14 protein-coding genes and 1 riboswitch are annotated in these 18,030 nt (G+C 45.0%); of the genes, 9 read left to right on the top strand and 5 right to left on the bottom strand.

Annotation, left to right across the window (positions count from 1 at the left end; all coding sequences use genetic code 11):
- Nucleotide 1: 1 nt before the first annotated feature.
- On the bottom strand, nt 2–961 hold the full coding sequence (locus EC604_RS20735) for a helix-turn-helix transcriptional regulator (RefSeq protein ID WP_123065963.1): 960 nt from the start codon (nt 959–961) through the stop codon (nt 2–4).
- A 96-nt stretch (nt 962–1,057) separates the two neighbouring features.
- Between EC604_RS20735 and EC604_RS20730 the strand changes: the two genes are divergently transcribed.
- The 7 genes from EC604_RS20730 to mmuM all read left to right on the top strand — a co-directional run bounded on the left by EC604_RS20730 (nt 1,058) and on the right by mmuM (nt 9,931).
- Nucleotides 1,058–1,501 carry a VOC family protein gene (locus EC604_RS20730; protein WP_123065962.1) on the top strand — a complete coding sequence of 148 codons (444 nt, stop codon included), beginning with the start codon at nt 1,058–1,060 and terminating at the stop codon, nt 1,499–1,501.
- A 375-nt stretch (nt 1,502–1,876) separates the two neighbouring features.
- Complete coding sequence (locus tag EC604_RS20725) at nt 1,877–2,797, top strand: methyl-accepting chemotaxis protein (RefSeq protein WP_123065961.1); 921 nt, start codon at nt 1,877–1,879, stop codon at nt 2,795–2,797.
- Nucleotides 2,798–3,027: 230 nt separating this feature from the next.
- The gene (locus tag EC604_RS20720; RefSeq protein WP_123065960.1) at nt 3,028–4,740 is read left to right on the top strand and encodes a spore germination protein; all 1,713 of its coding nucleotides are present in this window, start codon (nt 3,028–3,030) and stop codon (nt 4,738–4,740) included.
- A gap of 90 nt (nt 4,741–4,830) precedes the next feature.
- A complete protein-coding gene (locus EC604_RS20715) occupies nt 4,831–5,931 on the top strand; it encodes a GerAB/ArcD/ProY family transporter (protein WP_123065959.1) in 1,101 nt (366 codons plus the stop codon).
- Entirely contained in the window at nt 5,928–7,133 is a 1,206-nt protein-coding gene (locus EC604_RS20710; protein ID WP_123065958.1) for a Ger(x)C family spore germination protein, read from the top strand. Before EC604_RS20715 ends, EC604_RS20710 begins: the two co-directional genes overlap by 4 nt.
- A gap of 137 nt (nt 7,134–7,270) precedes the next feature.
- Nucleotides 7,271–7,372, top strand: a riboswitch (SAM riboswitch).
- 91 nt (nt 7,373–7,463) lie between these two features.
- Nucleotides 7,464–8,858, top strand: a complete 1,395-nt coding sequence (gene mmuP / locus EC604_RS20705; RefSeq protein WP_123065957.1) for an S-methylmethionine permease — start codon at nt 7,464–7,466, stop codon at nt 8,856–8,858.
- Nucleotides 8,855–9,931: a homocysteine S-methyltransferase gene (gene mmuM / locus EC604_RS20700; RefSeq protein ID WP_123065956.1), complete on the top strand. Its 1,077-nt coding sequence runs from the start codon at nt 8,855–8,857 to the stop codon at nt 9,929–9,931. Before mmuP ends, mmuM begins: the two co-directional genes overlap by 4 nt.
- A 121-nt stretch (nt 9,932–10,052) precedes the next feature.
- Here mmuM and EC604_RS20695 read toward each other — a convergent pair whose 3' ends face one another.
- From EC604_RS20695 to EC604_RS20680, 4 genes are all read right to left on the bottom strand, one after another.
- Nucleotides 10,053–12,389: an ABC transporter permease gene (locus EC604_RS20695; RefSeq protein WP_240037056.1), complete on the bottom strand. Its 2,337-nt coding sequence runs from the start codon at nt 12,387–12,389 to the stop codon at nt 10,053–10,055.
- A gap of 72 nt (nt 12,390–12,461) precedes the next feature.
- Entirely contained in the window at nt 12,462–13,220 is a 759-nt protein-coding gene (locus EC604_RS20690) for an ABC transporter ATP-binding protein (RefSeq protein WP_123065954.1), read from the bottom strand.
- Nucleotides 13,221–13,378: 158 nt separating this feature from the next.
- Nucleotides 13,379–14,827 carry a sensor histidine kinase gene (locus EC604_RS20685; RefSeq protein WP_123065953.1) on the bottom strand — a complete coding sequence of 483 codons (1,449 nt, stop codon included), beginning with the start codon at nt 14,825–14,827 and terminating at the stop codon, nt 13,379–13,381.
- 20 nt (nt 14,828–14,847) lie between these two features.
- The gene (locus EC604_RS20680) at nt 14,848–15,546 is read right to left on the bottom strand and encodes a response regulator transcription factor (protein ID WP_123065952.1); all 699 of its coding nucleotides are present in this window, start codon (nt 15,544–15,546) and stop codon (nt 14,848–14,850) included.
- A 298-nt stretch (nt 15,547–15,844) separates the two neighbouring features.
- Between EC604_RS20680 and EC604_RS20675 the strand changes: the two genes are divergently transcribed.
- Both EC604_RS20675 and EC604_RS20670 read left to right on the top strand, forming a co-directional pair.
- Entirely contained in the window at nt 15,845–16,681 is an 837-nt protein-coding gene (locus tag EC604_RS20675) for a transporter substrate-binding domain-containing protein (protein ID WP_123065951.1), read from the top strand.
- A gap of 14 nt (nt 16,682–16,695) precedes the next feature.
- Entirely contained in the window at nt 16,696–18,030 is a 1,335-nt protein-coding gene (locus tag EC604_RS20670; protein WP_123065950.1) for a CapA family protein, read from the top strand.

Here is an 18,030-nt window from a genome sequence, read left to right as displayed (position 1 = left end):
ATTAAATACTCTCCAGCAAATTCAAATAGTATTGTCTCAACGATTCCTTCAACATCTCAGGCTCAACAATCTTAATGGAAGTCCCATAGCCTGCAAGGTAGCTCACAATGAAATCTAGTTCATGAGGTTCATAGGTTCCGATAAGCAGCTTCACGCCGTCTTGTTCTTTAAGGCGTATGGAGGGATAGTGGTTTTGCTTAAATTGCTCCATGCCAGCCTGGCTGATCTTGCATTGAAACGAGATAGCTTGTTCGGAAGGTTTCCATAGGGATTGGAGATGTTCACTATGGATGTCAGCAAGGTGTGCGACAGGTTCGATATCCGTTAATACAGCCGACATGATTCGATCACAGCGAAATACACGGTACGCTTTTTTCTTCAGATCGTATGCCTGACAGTACCAGTAGCCTTTACTGGCATATAAAGCAATAGGTTGTATAACACGGAGACTGGTTTTTATTCTGGAAATAGGTTCTGAATTTTTGTAAGGATATGTAATCTGCATGACTACCTGCTGCACCGCAGCTTCCAATAGAAGCTCTAGATAGGAGCTGTCCTTAATTTGTTCAGTGTGTTTAAAAGCAACACGCTGTTGCATGTTATGAATGTTTTCTTGCTGTCTGTCTGATAATGCCGCCATAAATTTCTTATGAACAGATTCAAATGTGGTTCGAAAAGGCAAGCTGGTGAAGCTGCGAAGAGCCTGCATAGCGAAATACAAGGCATGAAGCTCATCTGTATTAAAAGAGATCGGAGGCAGTTGCATCTGCTGGAGCAGACGGTAACCGCCATAACGTCCGTACTCCACATAGATGGGTGCGCCCATCTCTTCCAGAGACGCAATATCCCGTAAGGCGGTTCGTTTGGATATTTGAAACTCTTGCATTAAGTCATGCAGCGTGAAGTGCTGTTTTTGATTAATAAAGCGAAGCATATGGTGTAGACGCTCAGTCTTTTTCATCTGTCCACATCTCCTTCCCTAAAAGGTGTCATATATTGGCACCATTTATCGTTATAGTGATAAGTGTAAGGCAGACGAATGAAGGAGGCAAGTCATATGAATGTTGAAGTCATTCCCTTTCTCTCGATGAACGGAGAAGCGGCAGAAGCGATTACATTTTACGAAAAAACGTTAGGTGCGAAAGTATTATTCCGAAAAAGCTACAAAGAAATGAAGCAGATGAGTCCCGATTTTACGTATCCTGACGGTCAGGATGAGTATATTACACATTCGGTGCTGGAGATCGGAGCGAACAAAATTATGATTGCGGAGGAAGCGATGGATGCGGAGAGACCGTGGGAACTGGGAAACAGTACATCGCTGTGCATTCAATCCCAGGAGCAAGGCCAAATGGATGGACTTTATGAGGCGTTGACGCAACATGAAGGGGTGAAGGTACTTGTGCCTTATGCAAAGAATGAATTTAGTCCCGGCTACGGGATTATCCGTGATCCGTTTGGTGTTGTCATTCAGCTTTGTGTAACGGTACATGATTTTTAAGTTTTGAAATGATTATGCTGCGTTTATATATATTTGAATTTGAAGTTTAGTTTGAAGTTGCTAGAAAAAAGCAAGTTATGATTACCCATAACTTGCTTTTTGTGTTGCTCTAATTTCCTATAGATAGTGAAAATTGAACTGGAGAGAACAATGGAATTAGGATAAGAACAAGCCCGTAGTACCCTAAGTATGAAGGTTGTATGTACATAAAAAAATTTTTTTTGGGATGCATGCAAATTTGTGATCCAAAAGTCCCGAATTCGGGTATCATTTACTAGGAGTCGACGCATCGCAGGAATGCACTTTTATCGAACGGTATTAAGTAATTCAATTGCAACACTTTATTGACTATGGGACGGATTGTGGGGGATTTGCATGTCTTTATTGGAGACTGGGCGTCAAGATCAGGTGACGGACGAGTTAGTGGTCAAGGCGATGGAGAAAAGTTTGGCAATTATTCGCTTCGACTTAAATCGCAGGGTTACATACGTGAACGATGTATTTGCTTCAAGAATGGGGTACACGAAGGAAGAGATGTACGGTATGCAGCATCGCCAGTTATGCTTTGGAAAGTTTACAGACAGTCCGGCGTATGAGGAGTTCTGGAGAGGTATTTTGGGCGGAAACAGCTTTCAGGACAAGATTGAGCGTATGGATGCCAAAGGCCAATCGGTATGGCTCGAAGCTACGTATATGCCCGTGTTTGATGAGTCGAATCAGAGGGTGCTTGGCGTTTGCAAGATGGCTACCGATATTACACAGCGCCAGAATAACATTACAACCGTTGTTCAGGAATTGAAGGCCTTATCTCAAGAACTGAATGAGCAGGCGGGTGCTGGGATTGGTCGGAGCCATGAATTGATGTCCAGCTTTTCTTACATCTCGGAAGTATCTGCAACGAACCAGTCTACACTTACGCATCTGCAAGAACAGGCCGGTTCCATTCAAGGCGTGGTGCGAACCATCCGGGAAATCTCTTCTCAGACACAGCTGCTCGCGCTGAATGCAGCCATTGAGGCTGCACATGCAGGAGAGTTCGGCCGAGGATTCGATATTGTGGCGAAAGAAGTACGTAAGCTGTCAGCCATGGTGGAGAATTCAATTAATGAGATTCGTGACAGTGTCACGGGCATTACTAAAGAGATTACCAATATTACCAATGGTACGAAAAAGGTAGAAGACTACATGCAACAGAGTCACGAAAAAATTGAAATTGCGTTAAATGATTTCCAAACGATCGCGGCCGCAGCTCATCTATTGGATGATAAGGCACAACATGTGACTCGAATTGTGTAAGTGAAAAATAAAAACGGTATGAATTCCAGAACGATTCTGTGCTTTTAGCAGGATCGTTTTTGCTGTTTGGATCATTTTTCTGCAAATCGTAAGCGGTTGTTAACCATCAGGAAGGAAAGTGTTCCATTGCATATCCTGCCAAATTCACGGAATTTTTATGGGCAAACAGGACACAATAAGCCGGGAATACCTGTGGTTTGATTTTACAGAGAAGGGAGGATGAATGGAGGGTGTGGTCAACGATCTTATCTTATGTACCGAAATGGACGATCTGGGCACAGGCACTTATGGTTTTTATCGTACCGATTGTTCTGTATTTCATAACCAATTGGTTCCATACAGCAATCAAACGGGGAAGCTTCTCTCGCAAAAATAAAACGATTCCTTCGCCGAAGGACATTTCACCAGCTGAAGCTGGCATCGGACCAGGGACGGAAACCGGGCACTATGCCAATATTAAGCTAACCGGGAGACACACGACAGATCTGATAACGGTTCGAGAGACGTTTGGCAAAAATGCAGATGTACATATTCGAGAGTTCACCATTCGAGGAACGGATACGAGAGTGGCGATCATGTATACCGAAGGGCTTACGGACACAGATCTGATCGACAAATATTTAATTGAACCTTTAATGATCAAGGGTATACCTGAGCTCAAACAGGAAAGTTTTCTTCATCCTGAACAAGCAGACTTCCTGTCCACGTATCTGAAAACTCAAATTCTTCCCGTGAGTGAGATTCAGGAGACACAATCTCTACAGGAGCTTGCATCAGGTGTATTGGTGGGGAAAAACGGTTTGTTGGTGGATGGCATACCGGGAGCTATGCTGATCGGAACGTCCAGTTTAAAGACACGCGGGGTGGATGAACCCTTATCTGAAGGTCTGCTACGCGGACCGCGTATCGGTTTTACAGAGGAGCTTAGTGATAACACGGGCATTTTACGACGTTATGGAAGCGATCAGAGCTTGTTTATTGAAAAGCTTAAAGTGGGCAGCCGGAACAAAAAAGAATTGGCTATTGCTTATATTCAGGATATTGCCGACCCTAAACTCGTGACCGAGGTTATAAAACGTGTGAAGAGTATCAATATGGATTCGATGCTGGAGTCAGGTTATGTAGAACAATTGATTGAAGATGATGCTCTGAGTCCTTTCCAGCAGGTTTTGAATACGGAAAGGCCTGATCGTGTGATCGGTGCTTTATTGGAGGGGCGTGTAGCTATTTTGCTGGACGGCACTCCGTTTGTTCTGGTTGTGCCGGTTACGTTCAGCATGCTGCTCCAATCTCCAGAAGATTACTATGAACGCTGGATTCCAAGTACATTCCTTCGAATTCTACGTTTTATGGCAGCGATGTTAGCCCTGCTTGCCCCGGCGCTTTATATCTCTTTTATTTCGTTCCATCCAGGTCTGATTCCAACGAAACTGGTGCTGACGATTATTGAAACCCGTTCGGGTGTGCCCTTTCCTTCGATTATTGAAGCTTTGATTATGGAGCTGTCCATTGAGATTCTAAGGGAAGCCGGGATTCGTCTGCCCAAACCCATCGGACCTGCAATGGGAATCGTTGGAGGTTTAATTATCGGTCAGGCGGCAGTACAGGCGGGGATTATCAGTCAGTTCCTGGTCATTGTTGTAGCAGTCACGGCCATTTCGTCCTTTACCATTCCAGTATACAGTGCAGGACTGACCTTGCGATTGTTGCGCTTTGCTGCAATGTTCAGTGCTGCAGTCATGGGATTGTATGGCGTGGTTATGTTTTTCTTGCTGATGTGCACACATCTGGCCAGACTCTCCAGTTTCGGGGTACCGTATATAGCGCCAGCGGTTCCATATCATTTGAGCGATTGGAAGGATTTTGTCATCCGTGCCCCGCTTAATATGATGAGAAGACGTCCTGAAATGATGAATCCGACCGATGAAGATCGCAAGAAATAATGATGTTTCAAGTGAAGTTTCATGTAAAAAAGTTCTATGCAGTTCAGTTTAGCCTCGTACAATCCACAGATGGTCTGGAGGTGCTAAAAATTGAATGACTCCCAAGTAAAAATAAGCACTACACAAGCGGTGGTCATAATCGTCAATTACATGCTTGGTGCAGGCATATTAACACTACCTCGGACAACGGGCAAAGCGGTTGGAACACCGGACGTCTGGATTTCGATCATCCTTTCAGGATTGATTATTACGGGTGTTGGAATGATATTGGTGACCTTGTGTCGAAGATTCCCGGAAAAAACCGTTTTCCAATTCACTCAGGAGATTACGGGACGTTGGATTGCTTACATATTGGGCTGTGCCAACATTATTTATTTTATGGTCATTGCAGCTTTTGAAATCCGGGTGATGGCTGATGTGACCGGAATGTATTTGTTGGAGCGTACACCTACCTGGGCCATTGTGATGGTGTTTATGTGGATCGGAATCTATCTGATTTCCGGCGGACTTCCAGTTATCGTGCGTGTGTTTGAAATTATTTTGCCGATTACCTTGGTTATTTTTGTGATGGAGATATTGCTGAGTAATCAACTGTTCGAAATCAGTAATTTAAGACCGGTTCTCGGAGAAGGGGTTTTACCTGTAATCAAAGGCTTGAAACCTTCCTTGCTTTCATACACAGGTTATGAAGTAATGCTCGTCATTACAGCGTATATGCAAAATCCGAAAAAAAGCAATAAGGCTATGACATGGGGGCTGGGCATATCTACAGCGATTTATTTGATCACGGTCGTTATGGTCGTTGGCAGTTTATCGCTTGATGGAATTAAAACGAGAACCTGGCCAACACTGGATCTGGTTCGTAGTTTTGAGATTCAAGGTTTGATCTTTGAGCGTTTCGAATCGTTATTGCTGGTCATCTGGATTTTACAGATTTTCTCTACCTTTGCCATTACCCATTACTGTGCATCTGTCGGGATTCGAGATCTGTTTAAAGCCAAGAAGATGCGGACGATCATGTACGTTCTTATACCGTTCATCTATCTGACAGCGATGATCCCCAAAAATGTATATGAAACGTTTGCACTAGGTGACATGCTGGGCAATGCATCTGTCGTTTTGTTTGCCATTATGCCTTTGGTATTGCTGCTGCTTAGCATTATTCGCAAGAAAGGAGGTAAACACGCATGATTTCTCTCCGGTTATGGCTACGTATCATCTCAGCCTTACTTATTCTCAGTCTGATCTCGGGGTGCTGGAGCAGCCGGGAAATTGAGGATTTAAGTCTGTATGTGGGTCTCGGCATTGATGTTGGACAGGAAACGAAATTTGAAAAAAATATATCAGCCCAAGGAGGGGATTATCCCAAGGAAGAAAATGTGACCGCAACCGTTCAGATTGCCCCGGGTAAATCAAGCAGTCAGCAGAGCGAACAGGGTGGTTCACCTTCTTCGGGCAAATCTTCTTATTCCAACGAACAACTTACCGGGGATTCGTTGCTTCAAATATTTCGTCAGTTTTCCTTGCGCCGAGATCGTCCGCTCATTGGACATCATCTGAAAGTAATCGTCATTTCCAAAGATATTGCTAAAAAGTATGGACTACAACAGTTGCTTGATTTTGTGCTTCGGGATAACGATATTCGCCCCAATTGCCTTGTGTTAATTAGCCATCACCGTGCGCTGGATGTCCTTACTTCGAGAGATCCTTCTCGAATTCCGGCTTTTTATCTTACGGGAATTACGAATAACTCCTACATTTCGAATAAAATACTCGAACCTGTTTCGCTTGCCAAACTGGATGCAGAGATGCAGTCTGGCTCAAGCTTTTTGCTTCAAAATGTGTTAAATGCAGATGGTGAGGATAAATTTTCAGGGGGCAGCATCTTTAAAGCTAAAACAACGAAATTTATCGGGGAGCTTAACCAAACCGACCTTGAAGCATTATCTTGGATTAAGCCTGAGGAAAAGGCGGGCGGGGTCATCAAAACATATAGTAAGGAAGGCTTCACGGTTCTCTATGAGATCAAGAAAAAGACTATAAAAATCATTCCAAAGGTGGTAGGTGGAGACATTTCGTTCCACGTCAAGGCAGAGTCGGAAGGCTGGTTAATGGAGGACTGGCGTTCCCCTGAAAAAGAAGAAAAGGGAGCCTATCTTAAGGAACTGGAGAAGGATTTTGCTAAAATCGTAGATCAACAGATTGATCAAATGCTCTATAAACTCCAGCATACGTATAAAGCTGACGTTGCCGGTTTTCGGGACAGTATCCGAATCCATTATCCAAAAACGTGGAAGAAGGTAAAAGATAACTGGGATGAAGTGTTTGCGACAGTACCTATTACGTATGAGATTAAAACGAATATTGTAAATCCAGGTTCCTCTACAGAGTAGCTTGATGCACCCAATCGGAATGCTGCATGTGTTCACTTCGGCTCCAAGGAAAGGATCAAAAGCTCGCTTGGGGAAGCTAATGTTTATTTAAATGTTGACACATCAGGCAGCAGTCGATATAGTTATACAAAATCATTTTCTTATCCAGAGAGGTGGAGGGACTGGCCCTTAGAAACCTCAGCAACAGATCTGAAGGATACTGTGCTAATTCCAGCGGGTGAAAGCCTGATAGATAGGAGCGTTTGTTTTTATTTGTCAGTCGCGGCGCACTCTTAGGGAAGAGTGGGTCTTTTTTGTTTGTTCTGGATGAAGAAGCAGGGAGCAGGTTATATGGAGAATAGTAGCGATAAAGGTCAATTTCAGCGAAAAATGCAAACAAGGCATGTAGTTATGCTCTCTCTTGGCGGGGTCATTGGAACAGGTCTGTTCCTTAGCTCAGGGTATACCATTCAACAAGCAGGACCGCTCGGTACGATTTTGTCCTATCTGATCGGTGCTTTGGTGGTGTACCTGGTGATGCTCTGTCTTGGCGAACTATCTGTGCATATGCCGGAGACGGGTGCATTTCATAGTTATGCGGCTAAATACATTGGACCAGCTACAGGATTCACGGTGGCTTGGCTGTACTGGCTTACTTGGACCGTAGCGCTCGGATCGGAATTTACAGCCGCGGGACTGCTTATGCAGCGCTGGTTTCCGTCCGTGAACGTCTGGATCTGGAGTGCGCTGTTTGCCCTGATGATCTTCCTGTTCAATGCGTTCACGGTAAAACTTTTTGCCGAATCAGAATTTTGGTTCTCCTTGGTGAAGGTGATGACGATTATCATCTTTATTATTCTTGGTGGTGCCGCCATGTTTGGTATTATTCCTATGGCAGATGCTGAACCGGCTCCGTTCTTTTCCAACATTACAGCGTCTGGGTGGTTCCCATACGGGGCAACTGCGATCCTGATGACCATGCTGGCTGTCAATTTTGCCTTTTCGGGTACTGAACTGATTGGTATTGCCGCAGGAGAAACAGAAAATCCGGAAAAAAACATTCCAAAAGCCATTCATACCACGTTGTGGCGTTTAATTATTTTCTTTATTGGTACGATCGTTATTCTGTCTGCTTTGTTGCCGATGTCAGATGCGAGTGTGCTGGAGAGTCCGTTCGTTGCTGTCATGGAGCGAGTAGGTGTTCCGTATGCAGCCGACATCATGAACTTTGTTATTTTAACGGCGATTCTATCGGCAGCGAATTCGGGGTTATATGCTTCATCACGGATGCTCTGGTCATTGGCGGATAAAAAAACCATCTCTCCATGGTTTGCCCGTTTGACCAAACGCGGTGTACCGTTCAATGCACTTGTACTTAGCATGGCTGGTGGTGCACTGGCGTTACTGTCCAGCATCATTGCGCCCGGAACCGTTTATATTACGCTTGTTTCGATCTCAGGTCTTGCTGTGGTAGTTGTATGGATGAGCATCAGCGTGTCTCAGTACATGTTCCGTAGGCAGTATCTGCGGGAAGGACATGACGTAAAAGACCTGGTTTATCGAACGCCATTGTATCCAATCGTACCTATTGTTTCGTTTGTGTTGTGCCTGGCATCCTGTATTGGTATCGCTTTTGACCCGACGCAGCGGATTGCTTTATACTGTGGTATTCCATTCATTATTTTGTGTTATATCGTGTATTATTGGACGGATCGTACGAAGAAGAAAAGAGGGCTGACTTCATGACTCAACGTGAGCAAACGAAGGATATAAATGCAATACAGCAAATTCTGGACAAGTATCCGGTCATGATTCTGGATGGGGCACTGGCAACGGAACTTGAACAGTATGGCTGTGATCTGGATGACCCGCTCTGGTCTGCACGCGTGCTGCTGGAGAACCCGGATGTTATCGTGAACGTGCATGCTGATTATTTCCGTGCAGGGGCAGATTGTGCAATCACTTCCAGTTATCAGGCAACGGTGGAGGGCTTCCGCAAGCGTGGAATTGGAGAAGAGGCTGCACTGGATCTGATTCGCAAAACAGTGGAGCTGGCGGCGAAGGCCAGAGATGATGTATGGGCAGCAGTGCAGGGAGCCACAGCAGGTGAAGGTTCAACAGGACAGCTTGTAAACGTTTCTTCGGGACGAACCGAGAACGTGGGAAACGAGCAGCGTGAACATCATAAAGGTGCTCACATTAGTGGCGAGAAGCTGCGTCGTCCGCGACCTATCGTTGCTGGCTCTGTTGGCCCATACGGTGCCTATCTCGCGGATGGTTCCGAATATGTGGGACATTACGGCGTATCAGATGAGACACTGGCTGCATTTCACCGTCCTCGCATAGCTGCGCTGATTGAAGCAGGAGCCGACATTCTGGCGTTCGAGACGATTCCTTCGCTACAAGAAGCTCGAGTTCTTGTCGAATTGCTTAAGGATTTTCCTGATGCTCATGCGTGGCTTTCTTTTTCATTAAAAGATGGGACAAACATAAGCGAGGGCACAGCGCTTGAGGTATGCGCACAGACCTTTGGCTCTGAGCCTCAGATTGCGGCAATTGGCCTAAACTGTGCTCCGATGGAAGTGGTCACGGAAGCGATCCGTATTCTACGTCAAGCCTGCGATAAACCAATCATCGTGTACCCGAATTCAGGCGAGATTTACGATGCCGAGACGAAAACATGGAGCGGCCAAGGATCCTGCGGCAGCATGAAGGATGCATCGGAACAATGGGTTGCGGCTGGTGCTCAGATTATTGGCGGATGCTGCCGCACAACACCACATCAGATTAGCGAGCTGGCGAAGAAGTGGCGTGGTTAAGAACTCAAAGTTTTTTATAGAACAAGCATAGAATATGATTATAAAAACGCATATAAACAAAACATATAAACCTAAAAAGAGCCCTTACTTTTCTATTCAATAGGTAAGGGTTCTTTTTAGGTTATTCAATAACTAACATACGTGGTGATGCCTTGCGAATTTCAAGGGATGCCAGCCAGCATCCAGTCGCGGCTGCCAATATACTCAAACAGGCGAATAGCAGGATGCCCCATCCATTCAGAACCAAGGGAAGGTGTACGATTCCATATCGCGAGAGAACTTGTTCAAGTAGCCGGGGAAGAAGGTATACGCCTGCAACAACGCCAAACACCGAACCAATCAGTGATAACGATGCGACACCAAACGTGAGGGAAGAACGAATACTGCCGGATGTCATACCTATTGATTTGTAGATGCCATACGTCTTGTTTTCTTTGCGAATACTAATCCGGCAGGTACTGAAGATGATCATAAAGGTAACGATGATGAACAGTAGACCAATTAGAGCCATGGGATATACGAGAATGTTTGCTGCTTCAGCAAAAACGGAATCCAGCAGTGTTTTTTGTGTGATGATCGATGCAGAGTCTTTAAACTGCTCATTCAGTTGGGCTGCAATTGCCCCTGCTTGTGAAGGGTTGATAACATTAATAAAGGCAACATCTACATCGCTGTAACTCGGATTTACGCTCCGAACCGCTTGAACGGTGATTCTCCCCGATACCGACATGTTTGCGATGGCTTGATAGATACCCGAAATGATGAATGTGCGCTTCTCTCCTTCAATGTAGAGATCAATAAGGTCTCCCAAATCCTTGTTTAACATCTTGGCCACACTGACCCCGATGGAAATTTCGTTCTCGTGTTCAGGGTTATTACCTCTTAACGTCTCGAAGCCGGAGTCCTTATAGCTCCCATCCAATACACCCAAATAAAGACTGATCGACGGACTGGTTTTATGGTTTGATGAAACTTCGGATGGAATAACGCCGGTAAGGTTTCCGTGCCAGCCCACATTTTTGATGCGGTGATCTTCTTCCAGTACGCGTTGCAACGCCGCTTTTGGAAATGTCGTTTTGTCTACAACCACCGCGGCAATGTTGGCATTGTCATACCCCCATTGGGCTGCCGTCTGATTGATTCCGATGATGCTGGTCAGAACAACATATCCGAAGACTAGAACAGAAGCGGCCACTGATGTCAGAAGTATCATTAAGACGGAACTTTTGCTATTTTTAATCAAACTGCGTATGCCTATGACCAAAGAAACAGGTAACTTTCCAAATGAAGCCGTATGTGCTAGTGGTGAATTCATTCGTTTAACCATACGTACGTTGTCGCTCTCAGACATACCATAGCGAATGGCCTGAACAGGTTCAATCTTACGAGCTTTCTTGGCATATAACACAACAAAACTAATAATCAGAACGATTAACAACATTGCTACAAGCATAGTTGCTCCAATTCCCTTGATGGGGAATTCAACATTGTCTATGCGCAGAGATGATATGGAGATGCTCATAATGAATTTGGACACAATCATACTCAGCGCAAGCCCGGGGAGAACAGCGATAACAGACAGCAGGGCATATTGAATAACGTAGGTAGCAATGGTTGCTCGGGAGGTCAGTCCAAGCGACTTGAGGATACCTATCGTTTTGTAGTTGGCCAGAATGGCATCGGATATGGTAAAACCAATCGTAATGAGCGCAATCACCATCATGATAGCTCCCAAGAAAATCATAATGAAACCGATGATCTGGTTGATAATGAGATAGAAGGACGAGATACTTTCGAATTCCATTTTGGTTTCCAGAAAAGGGGAGCCTGTCTCACTTGCATAACGATCCCAGTAGCTGGAACTCGTACTGTAATCATCGAAATGTATGCCCATCATGTGATGTTCTTTGCCGGCAAACATGCTGAAATCATGTTCATAATCGCCAGGGTTCATCCAGATTCTTGCTGTATTGCTGAACGGTGCTCCGTAAGGAACATCTACAACAATCGCCGATACGGTGAGACTTAGCGTAGCAGGTCCCGTTCTGAATTGAACGACATCACCAACAGTAATGTTATAACTGTAGGCCATCGAGGTAGGAATCCATACATTCCCTTGTGCGGGAGAGGGGCTTTCTTTACCGGATGCAAATACGAGTTGATCTACCTCCCATGGAGGTGGAGGGGTGTTCATCATGTACAGATAAATGTTGGGGATATCCACATTATCCAAGGTCATACCTGACAAAGTATGGTAAGTAAGCAAAGGCGAGACCTGAACACCGTTCTGAGCGACCCACCAATCATGCACCGTTTGGGGATCATTTAGTTCTTTTTCGAATGTCAACATCTGATGAGATCCGTTCGTTCGGCTATGCATTTCCTTGAACTGATAGCCTGTGTTCGCCAAAATGATGACAGAAGTGCACACCAGAAGGGTGGAAAGTAAAATAAGCATGGTAATAAACAGGTTTTGGATTTTATTTTTAGTGAGATAAGAAAAACTCAGTTTCAGGATGGCAGCCATAAATTACTCCTTCCCCGATACAAAAGCGAAGACAATGGACTCCCGCTCCGGAATCTGATGCTCGTGATATTTGTCGAATTCCAGAATACCGCCGACTTTGCCATCTTGAATCAAGATCAGACGATCAGCCCGGCAAGCGGCTTGGATGTCATGTGTTACCATCACGACGGACTGTCCTTCTCGGTTCATCTCAGTCAGGATGTCGAGCACTGCTTTTCCATGTTCGAAGTTTAAACTTCCAGTAGGCTCGTCAGCGAACAGGATATCCGGTGAATTGATGAGTGCACGGGCAATCGCAGCCCGTTGTTGCTGACCACCGGAGGTCTGGGACGGCAGGCGATTGTGTTGTTTATGAATATCCATATCGCGCATAAGTTGTTTCGCCCGCGCTTGAACCTCACTTTTTTTGTTTCTGGCGATGTACCCGGGAAGTGCGATGTTTTCTTGAATCGAAAGGTCGGGAACAAGGTTGATGCTTTGATAGATGTACCCGATTCGACGTGTGCGGAATGCAGACAATTCTCGTTCACTATAGGTATCAATACGTTGATTCTGAAAATAAACCTCGCCAGCAGTGACTTGGTCCAGTCCACTCAGTAAATATAACAGCGTGGATTTGCCTGAACCCGAATTGCCCATGATCACAGTGAAATCCCCTTCGTAGATATCGAGATTAACGTTACGAATCGCATGGTACTGTTCACTCCCGGTCTGGTAGGTCTTACACAGATTTTGGGCACGAATGATAGATATTTTGTTCAAGCAGATTCACTCCCCGTTGCAGTATATCGTTCATCATAAAGGGAAGATATTGAGAAACCCTTATCCAAATATAAATAAAGTATTACAAACCTAGGACAGACCACTCAGAGTAAAAACGGTATTCATGAACACTGTGACTCTATTGCTAATTCGTCCCCTTAACATAAGGGCAGACTGAACTGAAAGAGAGTTTCTTGACCATTTTTGCTGGAAAAATGAATTTGCCCTCCATGCGCTTCAATAATGCTTTTGCAGATGGAAAGGCCAAGTCCTGTTCCTTCCTGGATTGGAGTAGAGTATGGGGAAGAGGAAGAGCCACCTCTAAAATATCGTTCAAAGACAAACGGCATGTCCTGAGCTTGTATCCCTCGCCCTGAATCCGTGATGGTCAGTTTGAATTGTCCCGAGTGAACCTCAGCATGAATACGGATATAATCACCGGGAGCAGTATGTTTAAGGGCATTAGATACCAGATTGGAGATAACCTGTTCCATACGTACCGGATCAATCCGAATAAGTACGTCAGGGATAGGGCTGGGCTGTTCGTAGGTCAATCCGTGGGATTGCACGATATGTGCAATAGGTCTCAGCATATTTTCAAAGACAGAACGACTGTATCGTTCTTGAGGCTCAACCGAGATCTGCCCAAGCTCATGTAATGCGTGAACGAGCAAATCCTCTACTAGCCGGGCTGTTTTGTCTGTATGGATCTGCATAATATCCAAATATTCTTTCAGGGTATCTTCATCTTCACATACCCCTTGGGAGATCGCATCTATGTACGCTTTTATCGTCGTAATGGGGGTCTTGAGGTCATGAGAAATATTGGTGATGAGCTCTTTCTGAGCCTTTTCCTGTCGTATGCGCTGTGTGCTCAAATGCATAAGTTCCATCCGCATCAAGTCCAGCATAGCGTAGAGGTCACCTATTTCGTCCGTGCGTCGATATTGGATTTGCTCATCATATTTTCCTTTAAGAATCGATTCGGCATGATGTTTCAATTGCTTAACCGGGGTTAACATCTGTTCTTTGATCCGGCGAACGATGGTGTATAGAAGAAACATGAGCAGAAGGGAAAGTATGATTACTGCAACCAGCAGGAATATGGGAACAGTAGACGGCTTCTGAGCAAACACCAGGGATCGGGGTACGGTGAAAATGGCATTTCCGACCTGAGGGCCTTCCGGGCTTCCCATAACGGGAAAAGCAATATCCAGTGATTCATTACCATCCGCAAGCTGTAACACATCTGCCAGATTATAATGTAATACCGATCTCAGATTAACTAATGTACCTTCGGATGATGATACGGAGGACAGTTTGATTAGACCATCCAGTCCGACATAGGAAAAAGGAATGTTTTCTTTGCTCGCTGCTTCCCGGATCCGCTCCTGAACAACAGGGTGAGCAAGGCGATCATGATTTTGTTCCAGCTCAAGCAGGATCGGGTTAACCTTCAGGCGCACCTGATTAATCATCGGTGCAGACTCATTGGAAGAATGAGATGCGAGCAGAGGAAAGAATAATCCAAGGCTACACAGCAGAATTAGAAGTAGGATTGCTAATGATAATTTCAGCCATCTTGTAGACCAGTTATGTAGTGACATGAACGCTTCTCCATTCGTGCTTAGTCATGATTAAACTTATATCCGACTCCCCAGACGGTTTTTAGAAGGGTTGGATGAGAGGCGTCGTGTTCGATCTTTTCCCGCAGTCTGCGTATGTACACTGTTACTGTATTTTCGTCTCCATAAGCGTCGAAGCCCCAGATCGCATCAAGTAATTGGGATTTCGAGAAGACCTGATTTTTGTTGCTTGCGAGATAATATAACAGTTGGAATTCTTTTGCCGATAGAGAGACTTCATCGCCATTTACGGTAACTTTGTAAGCCCTGTTGTCTATCTCCAGGTTAGCAAGACGTAGTAGATGGGAGTGATCCTGTACCGTGTTCAGACTGTCATATCTTCTAAAGTGTGCATTGATTCTGGCGAGCAGCTCGCTCAAGGAGAAAGGTTTGCTCATATAGTCGTCTGCACCGAATCCAAGCCCAAGCACCTTATCCGTATCACTTCCTCTGGCACTCAGGATAAGGATGGGAATGTTATTTCGCCTGCGAATTTCGCGGCATACATCGATACCGTCCTGATCCGGCAGCATAATATCGAGGATAATGTAGTCCGGCTGGAGCAACTCCATGATCTGAAGTCCGTCTTCTCCAGTGGCAGCGACGGCGGCCTCATATCCATTTTTCATCAGATAATCGCGTAAAATGCGGGAAATGTCATGTTCATCCTCGATAATGAGAACTTTGCGTTTCGAGTTCATGGGATCACTCCAGTACATCCAGGTTTATAATGAAGGCGTATATAAAGATAAGTAATGATTGTAAATCCGTATGTGAGGCTCCTGCTTCTATTATTATTGTACATTTTTGGTGGGAAGGAGTCACAAAAAAGTTTATTTGGAGATAATGTAGAATAGTGTCGTAATATGCAGATTACTTTGTCGAATTACCTTGACAGTGTATGTGTCGCGTGACATAATACATTTCATACTAATTTACTATGAATTAAGAGTCAGGGTTAGAATAACAGAGAGATAACACAACAAGGGGGACATAACAATGAGAAAGAAATTTGTGCCAGCAGTTCTGGTATTGGTAATGGGTTTGATCATTGCCGGTTGTGGTAACAAAAACGAAGCAAGTTCAGGTGCAGGAGCGGACTCTGGTCAAAAGACCATCGTTGCTGCAACAAGCGGCGTAAGTAACCCATTCAGCTACGATAAAGATGGTAAACTCACCGGCTATGATGTTGAAGTTATGAAGGCGATTTTCGAGAAGCTTCCAGAATACAAGCTGGAGGTACAAGCTATTGAGTTCGAAGGTATTTTGACAGGTTTAGACAATGGTCGTTTTCAATTAGGGGCTAACAACTTCAGCTCCAATCCGGAAAGACGCAGCAAGTACAATTTCTCTTTGCCGATCATTGAGAATGCCAACGTATTTGTCGTACGCAAAGATGATAATACACTGAAATCTATCGAAGATTTGAAGGGGTATAAAGCGGTAACTGAAGTCGGGAACTCGGGAGCCACACTGCTGGAGAACTACAACACAGCGCACCCGGATGCCAAAGCGGATATTATGTACACGGAAGAAAACTTTGTTAAACAGTTTGAAGGCATTGAGGCAGGACGCTACGACGTTCGTATCATTTCTCGTGTTTCCGCTGAAAAAGCAATCAAGGAGCATGGTTTCACTAACCTGAAAGTCGTTCCGTTCTCCAGTGAAAACAGTGATCCAGGTTCATACATTTTGCTCTCCAAATCTGCCGACAGCACGTTGCTGGATGCAGTGAATAAACGAATTAAAGAAATGTACAATGACGGTACATTGCTCAAGATCAGTGAAGAGCAACTGGGCGGCGACTATCTGCCGAAGAAAGAATTAATGGAGTAGGGAAGGGGAATAACATGAAATTTATCGTTACAGGAGACGCCTTGTTTTCCAGTCGGAATGTAGATAAAACCATGGACCCGAATCTGCTGGCTCTTTTGAAGGAAGCCGATGAGGTTTTCACCAATGCAGAGTTCATTACCCCGCGCAAAAATACGGCACCGGCCGCGGGCCGGGGATATCAAACGAGCGTGCGTCCCGGGACACTGGACGAGTTTGCACGTCTGAATATTCGTTATGTTGGCTTTGCTAACAACCATACAGGGGATTATGGCATCGAAGGTCTTACCGATACGATGGAGGAAGCCGAGCAACGTGGTTTGATCCCTTTGGGGGTCGGTATGAGTTTGCATGAAGCTCGTAAACCAGTATTTATCGATACTGCAGATGGACGGATTGCCATCATTACCATTGGTGTAACGCGTAGTGAAGTGTTTGCGGCATCCAATCCGGGAAATGGTGTCCCTGCCCGTCCAGGTCTTAACCCGCTTCGCTGGTCACGTACATATGTGGTCAACGAGCAGGATTTTGAGGCTTTGAAAGGCATTAGCGAACGGATCGGCATTGCTGCAAGTATGGAAACGGGCAAACGGATTGAGACATTCAAAAGCAAATCCGAGAATCATTATGAGTTCGGCTCCTTGTTCGAGGGATATCTGACTTTCGAAAAGGGCGAACATTCCCGTGTCAAAACAGCAGCGCATGCACAGGATCAGCAGGAGATTTTGGAAACGATTCGTGATGCCAAAGAACGCAGTGATTTTGTTTTTGTTAATCTGCATACGCACGAGGGAGAGAATGAAGACTGGTATTCGGACTATCCCGCGGAGTTCATTGAAACCTTTGCAAGAAGTGCTGTGGATGCAGGAGCTCATTGTGTATTCGGACATGGTGCACATTTTACGAGAGGTGTGGAATTGCACCAAGGTCAGCCGATTTTCTATAACATTGGAAGTTTGCTGATGGAATTCGAAGCAGGCGAATCGATTATATCTCCCGAGATGTTCATCGCATATGGGTATGACGAGAATGAATCTCCATCTACGCTGCACAAGAACCGAACGAAGGATAGTGAAGGGAATTGGCAGGGCTTTTACAGCCATGCTAAGTTTTCGGAAAACTTCCTGATTTCATTTGATCTGAATGCGGATCGGCAGCAGTTTGATTATGAGCTGATTCCAATTGATCTTAGACTGACGCATGCCAGTGTGACCAAACGCGGATTGCCTGTGCTTGCTTCGGAAGAGGCTACGGCTTCTTTGGTTGAAAGGCTCAATGCGGTGAGCAAAGAACGCTACAAAACCGAAATTATACGCCAAGGCGAACGTTTAACCGTGAAAGAGTGGAAGTAA

Source organism: Paenibacillus amylolyticus (assembly GCF_003719335.1).
GTDB classification, from domain to species: domain Bacteria; phylum Bacillota; class Bacilli; order Paenibacillales; family Paenibacillaceae; genus Paenibacillus; species Paenibacillus amylolyticus_D.
The sequence above is the reverse complement of the archived record's forward strand: the minus strand, read 5'-3'. Positions and strand labels throughout refer to the sequence as shown.

Excerpts from the sequence above, each read along its gene's own strand:
- EC604_RS20735 (WP_123065963.1), bottom strand. The coding sequence starts at position 961 with ATGAAAAAGACTGAGCGTCTACACCATATGCTTCGCTTTATTAATCAA.
- EC604_RS20730 (WP_123065962.1), top strand. The coding sequence starts at position 1,058 with ATGAATGTTGAAGTCATTCCCTTTCTCTCGATGAACGGAGAAGCGGCA.
- EC604_RS20725 (WP_123065961.1), top strand. The coding sequence starts at position 1,877 with ATGTCTTTATTGGAGACTGGGCGTCAAGATCAGGTGACGGACGAGTTA.
- EC604_RS20710 (WP_123065958.1), top strand. The coding sequence starts at position 5,928 with ATGATTTCTCTCCGGTTATGGCTACGTATCATCTCAGCCTTACTTATT.
- mmuP (WP_123065957.1), top strand. The coding sequence starts at position 7,464 with ATGGAGAATAGTAGCGATAAAGGTCAATTTCAGCGAAAAATGCAAACA.
- mmuM (WP_123065956.1), top strand. The coding sequence starts at position 8,855 with ATGACTCAACGTGAGCAAACGAAGGATATAAATGCAATACAGCAAATT.
- EC604_RS20695 (WP_240037056.1), bottom strand. The coding sequence starts at position 12,389 with ATGCTTATTTTACTTTCCACCCTTCTGGTGTGCACTTCTGTCATCATT.
- EC604_RS20685 (WP_123065953.1), bottom strand. The coding sequence starts at position 14,827 with ATGTCACTACATAACTGGTCTACAAGATGGCTGAAATTATCATTAGCA.
- EC604_RS20680 (WP_123065952.1), bottom strand. The coding sequence starts at position 15,546 with ATGAACTCGAAACGCAAAGTTCTCATTATCGAGGATGAACATGACATT.
- EC604_RS20675 (WP_123065951.1), top strand. The coding sequence starts at position 15,845 with ATGAGAAAGAAATTTGTGCCAGCAGTTCTGGTATTGGTAATGGGTTTG.
- EC604_RS20670 (WP_123065950.1), top strand. The coding sequence starts at position 16,696 with ATGAAATTTATCGTTACAGGAGACGCCTTGTTTTCCAGTCGGAATGTA.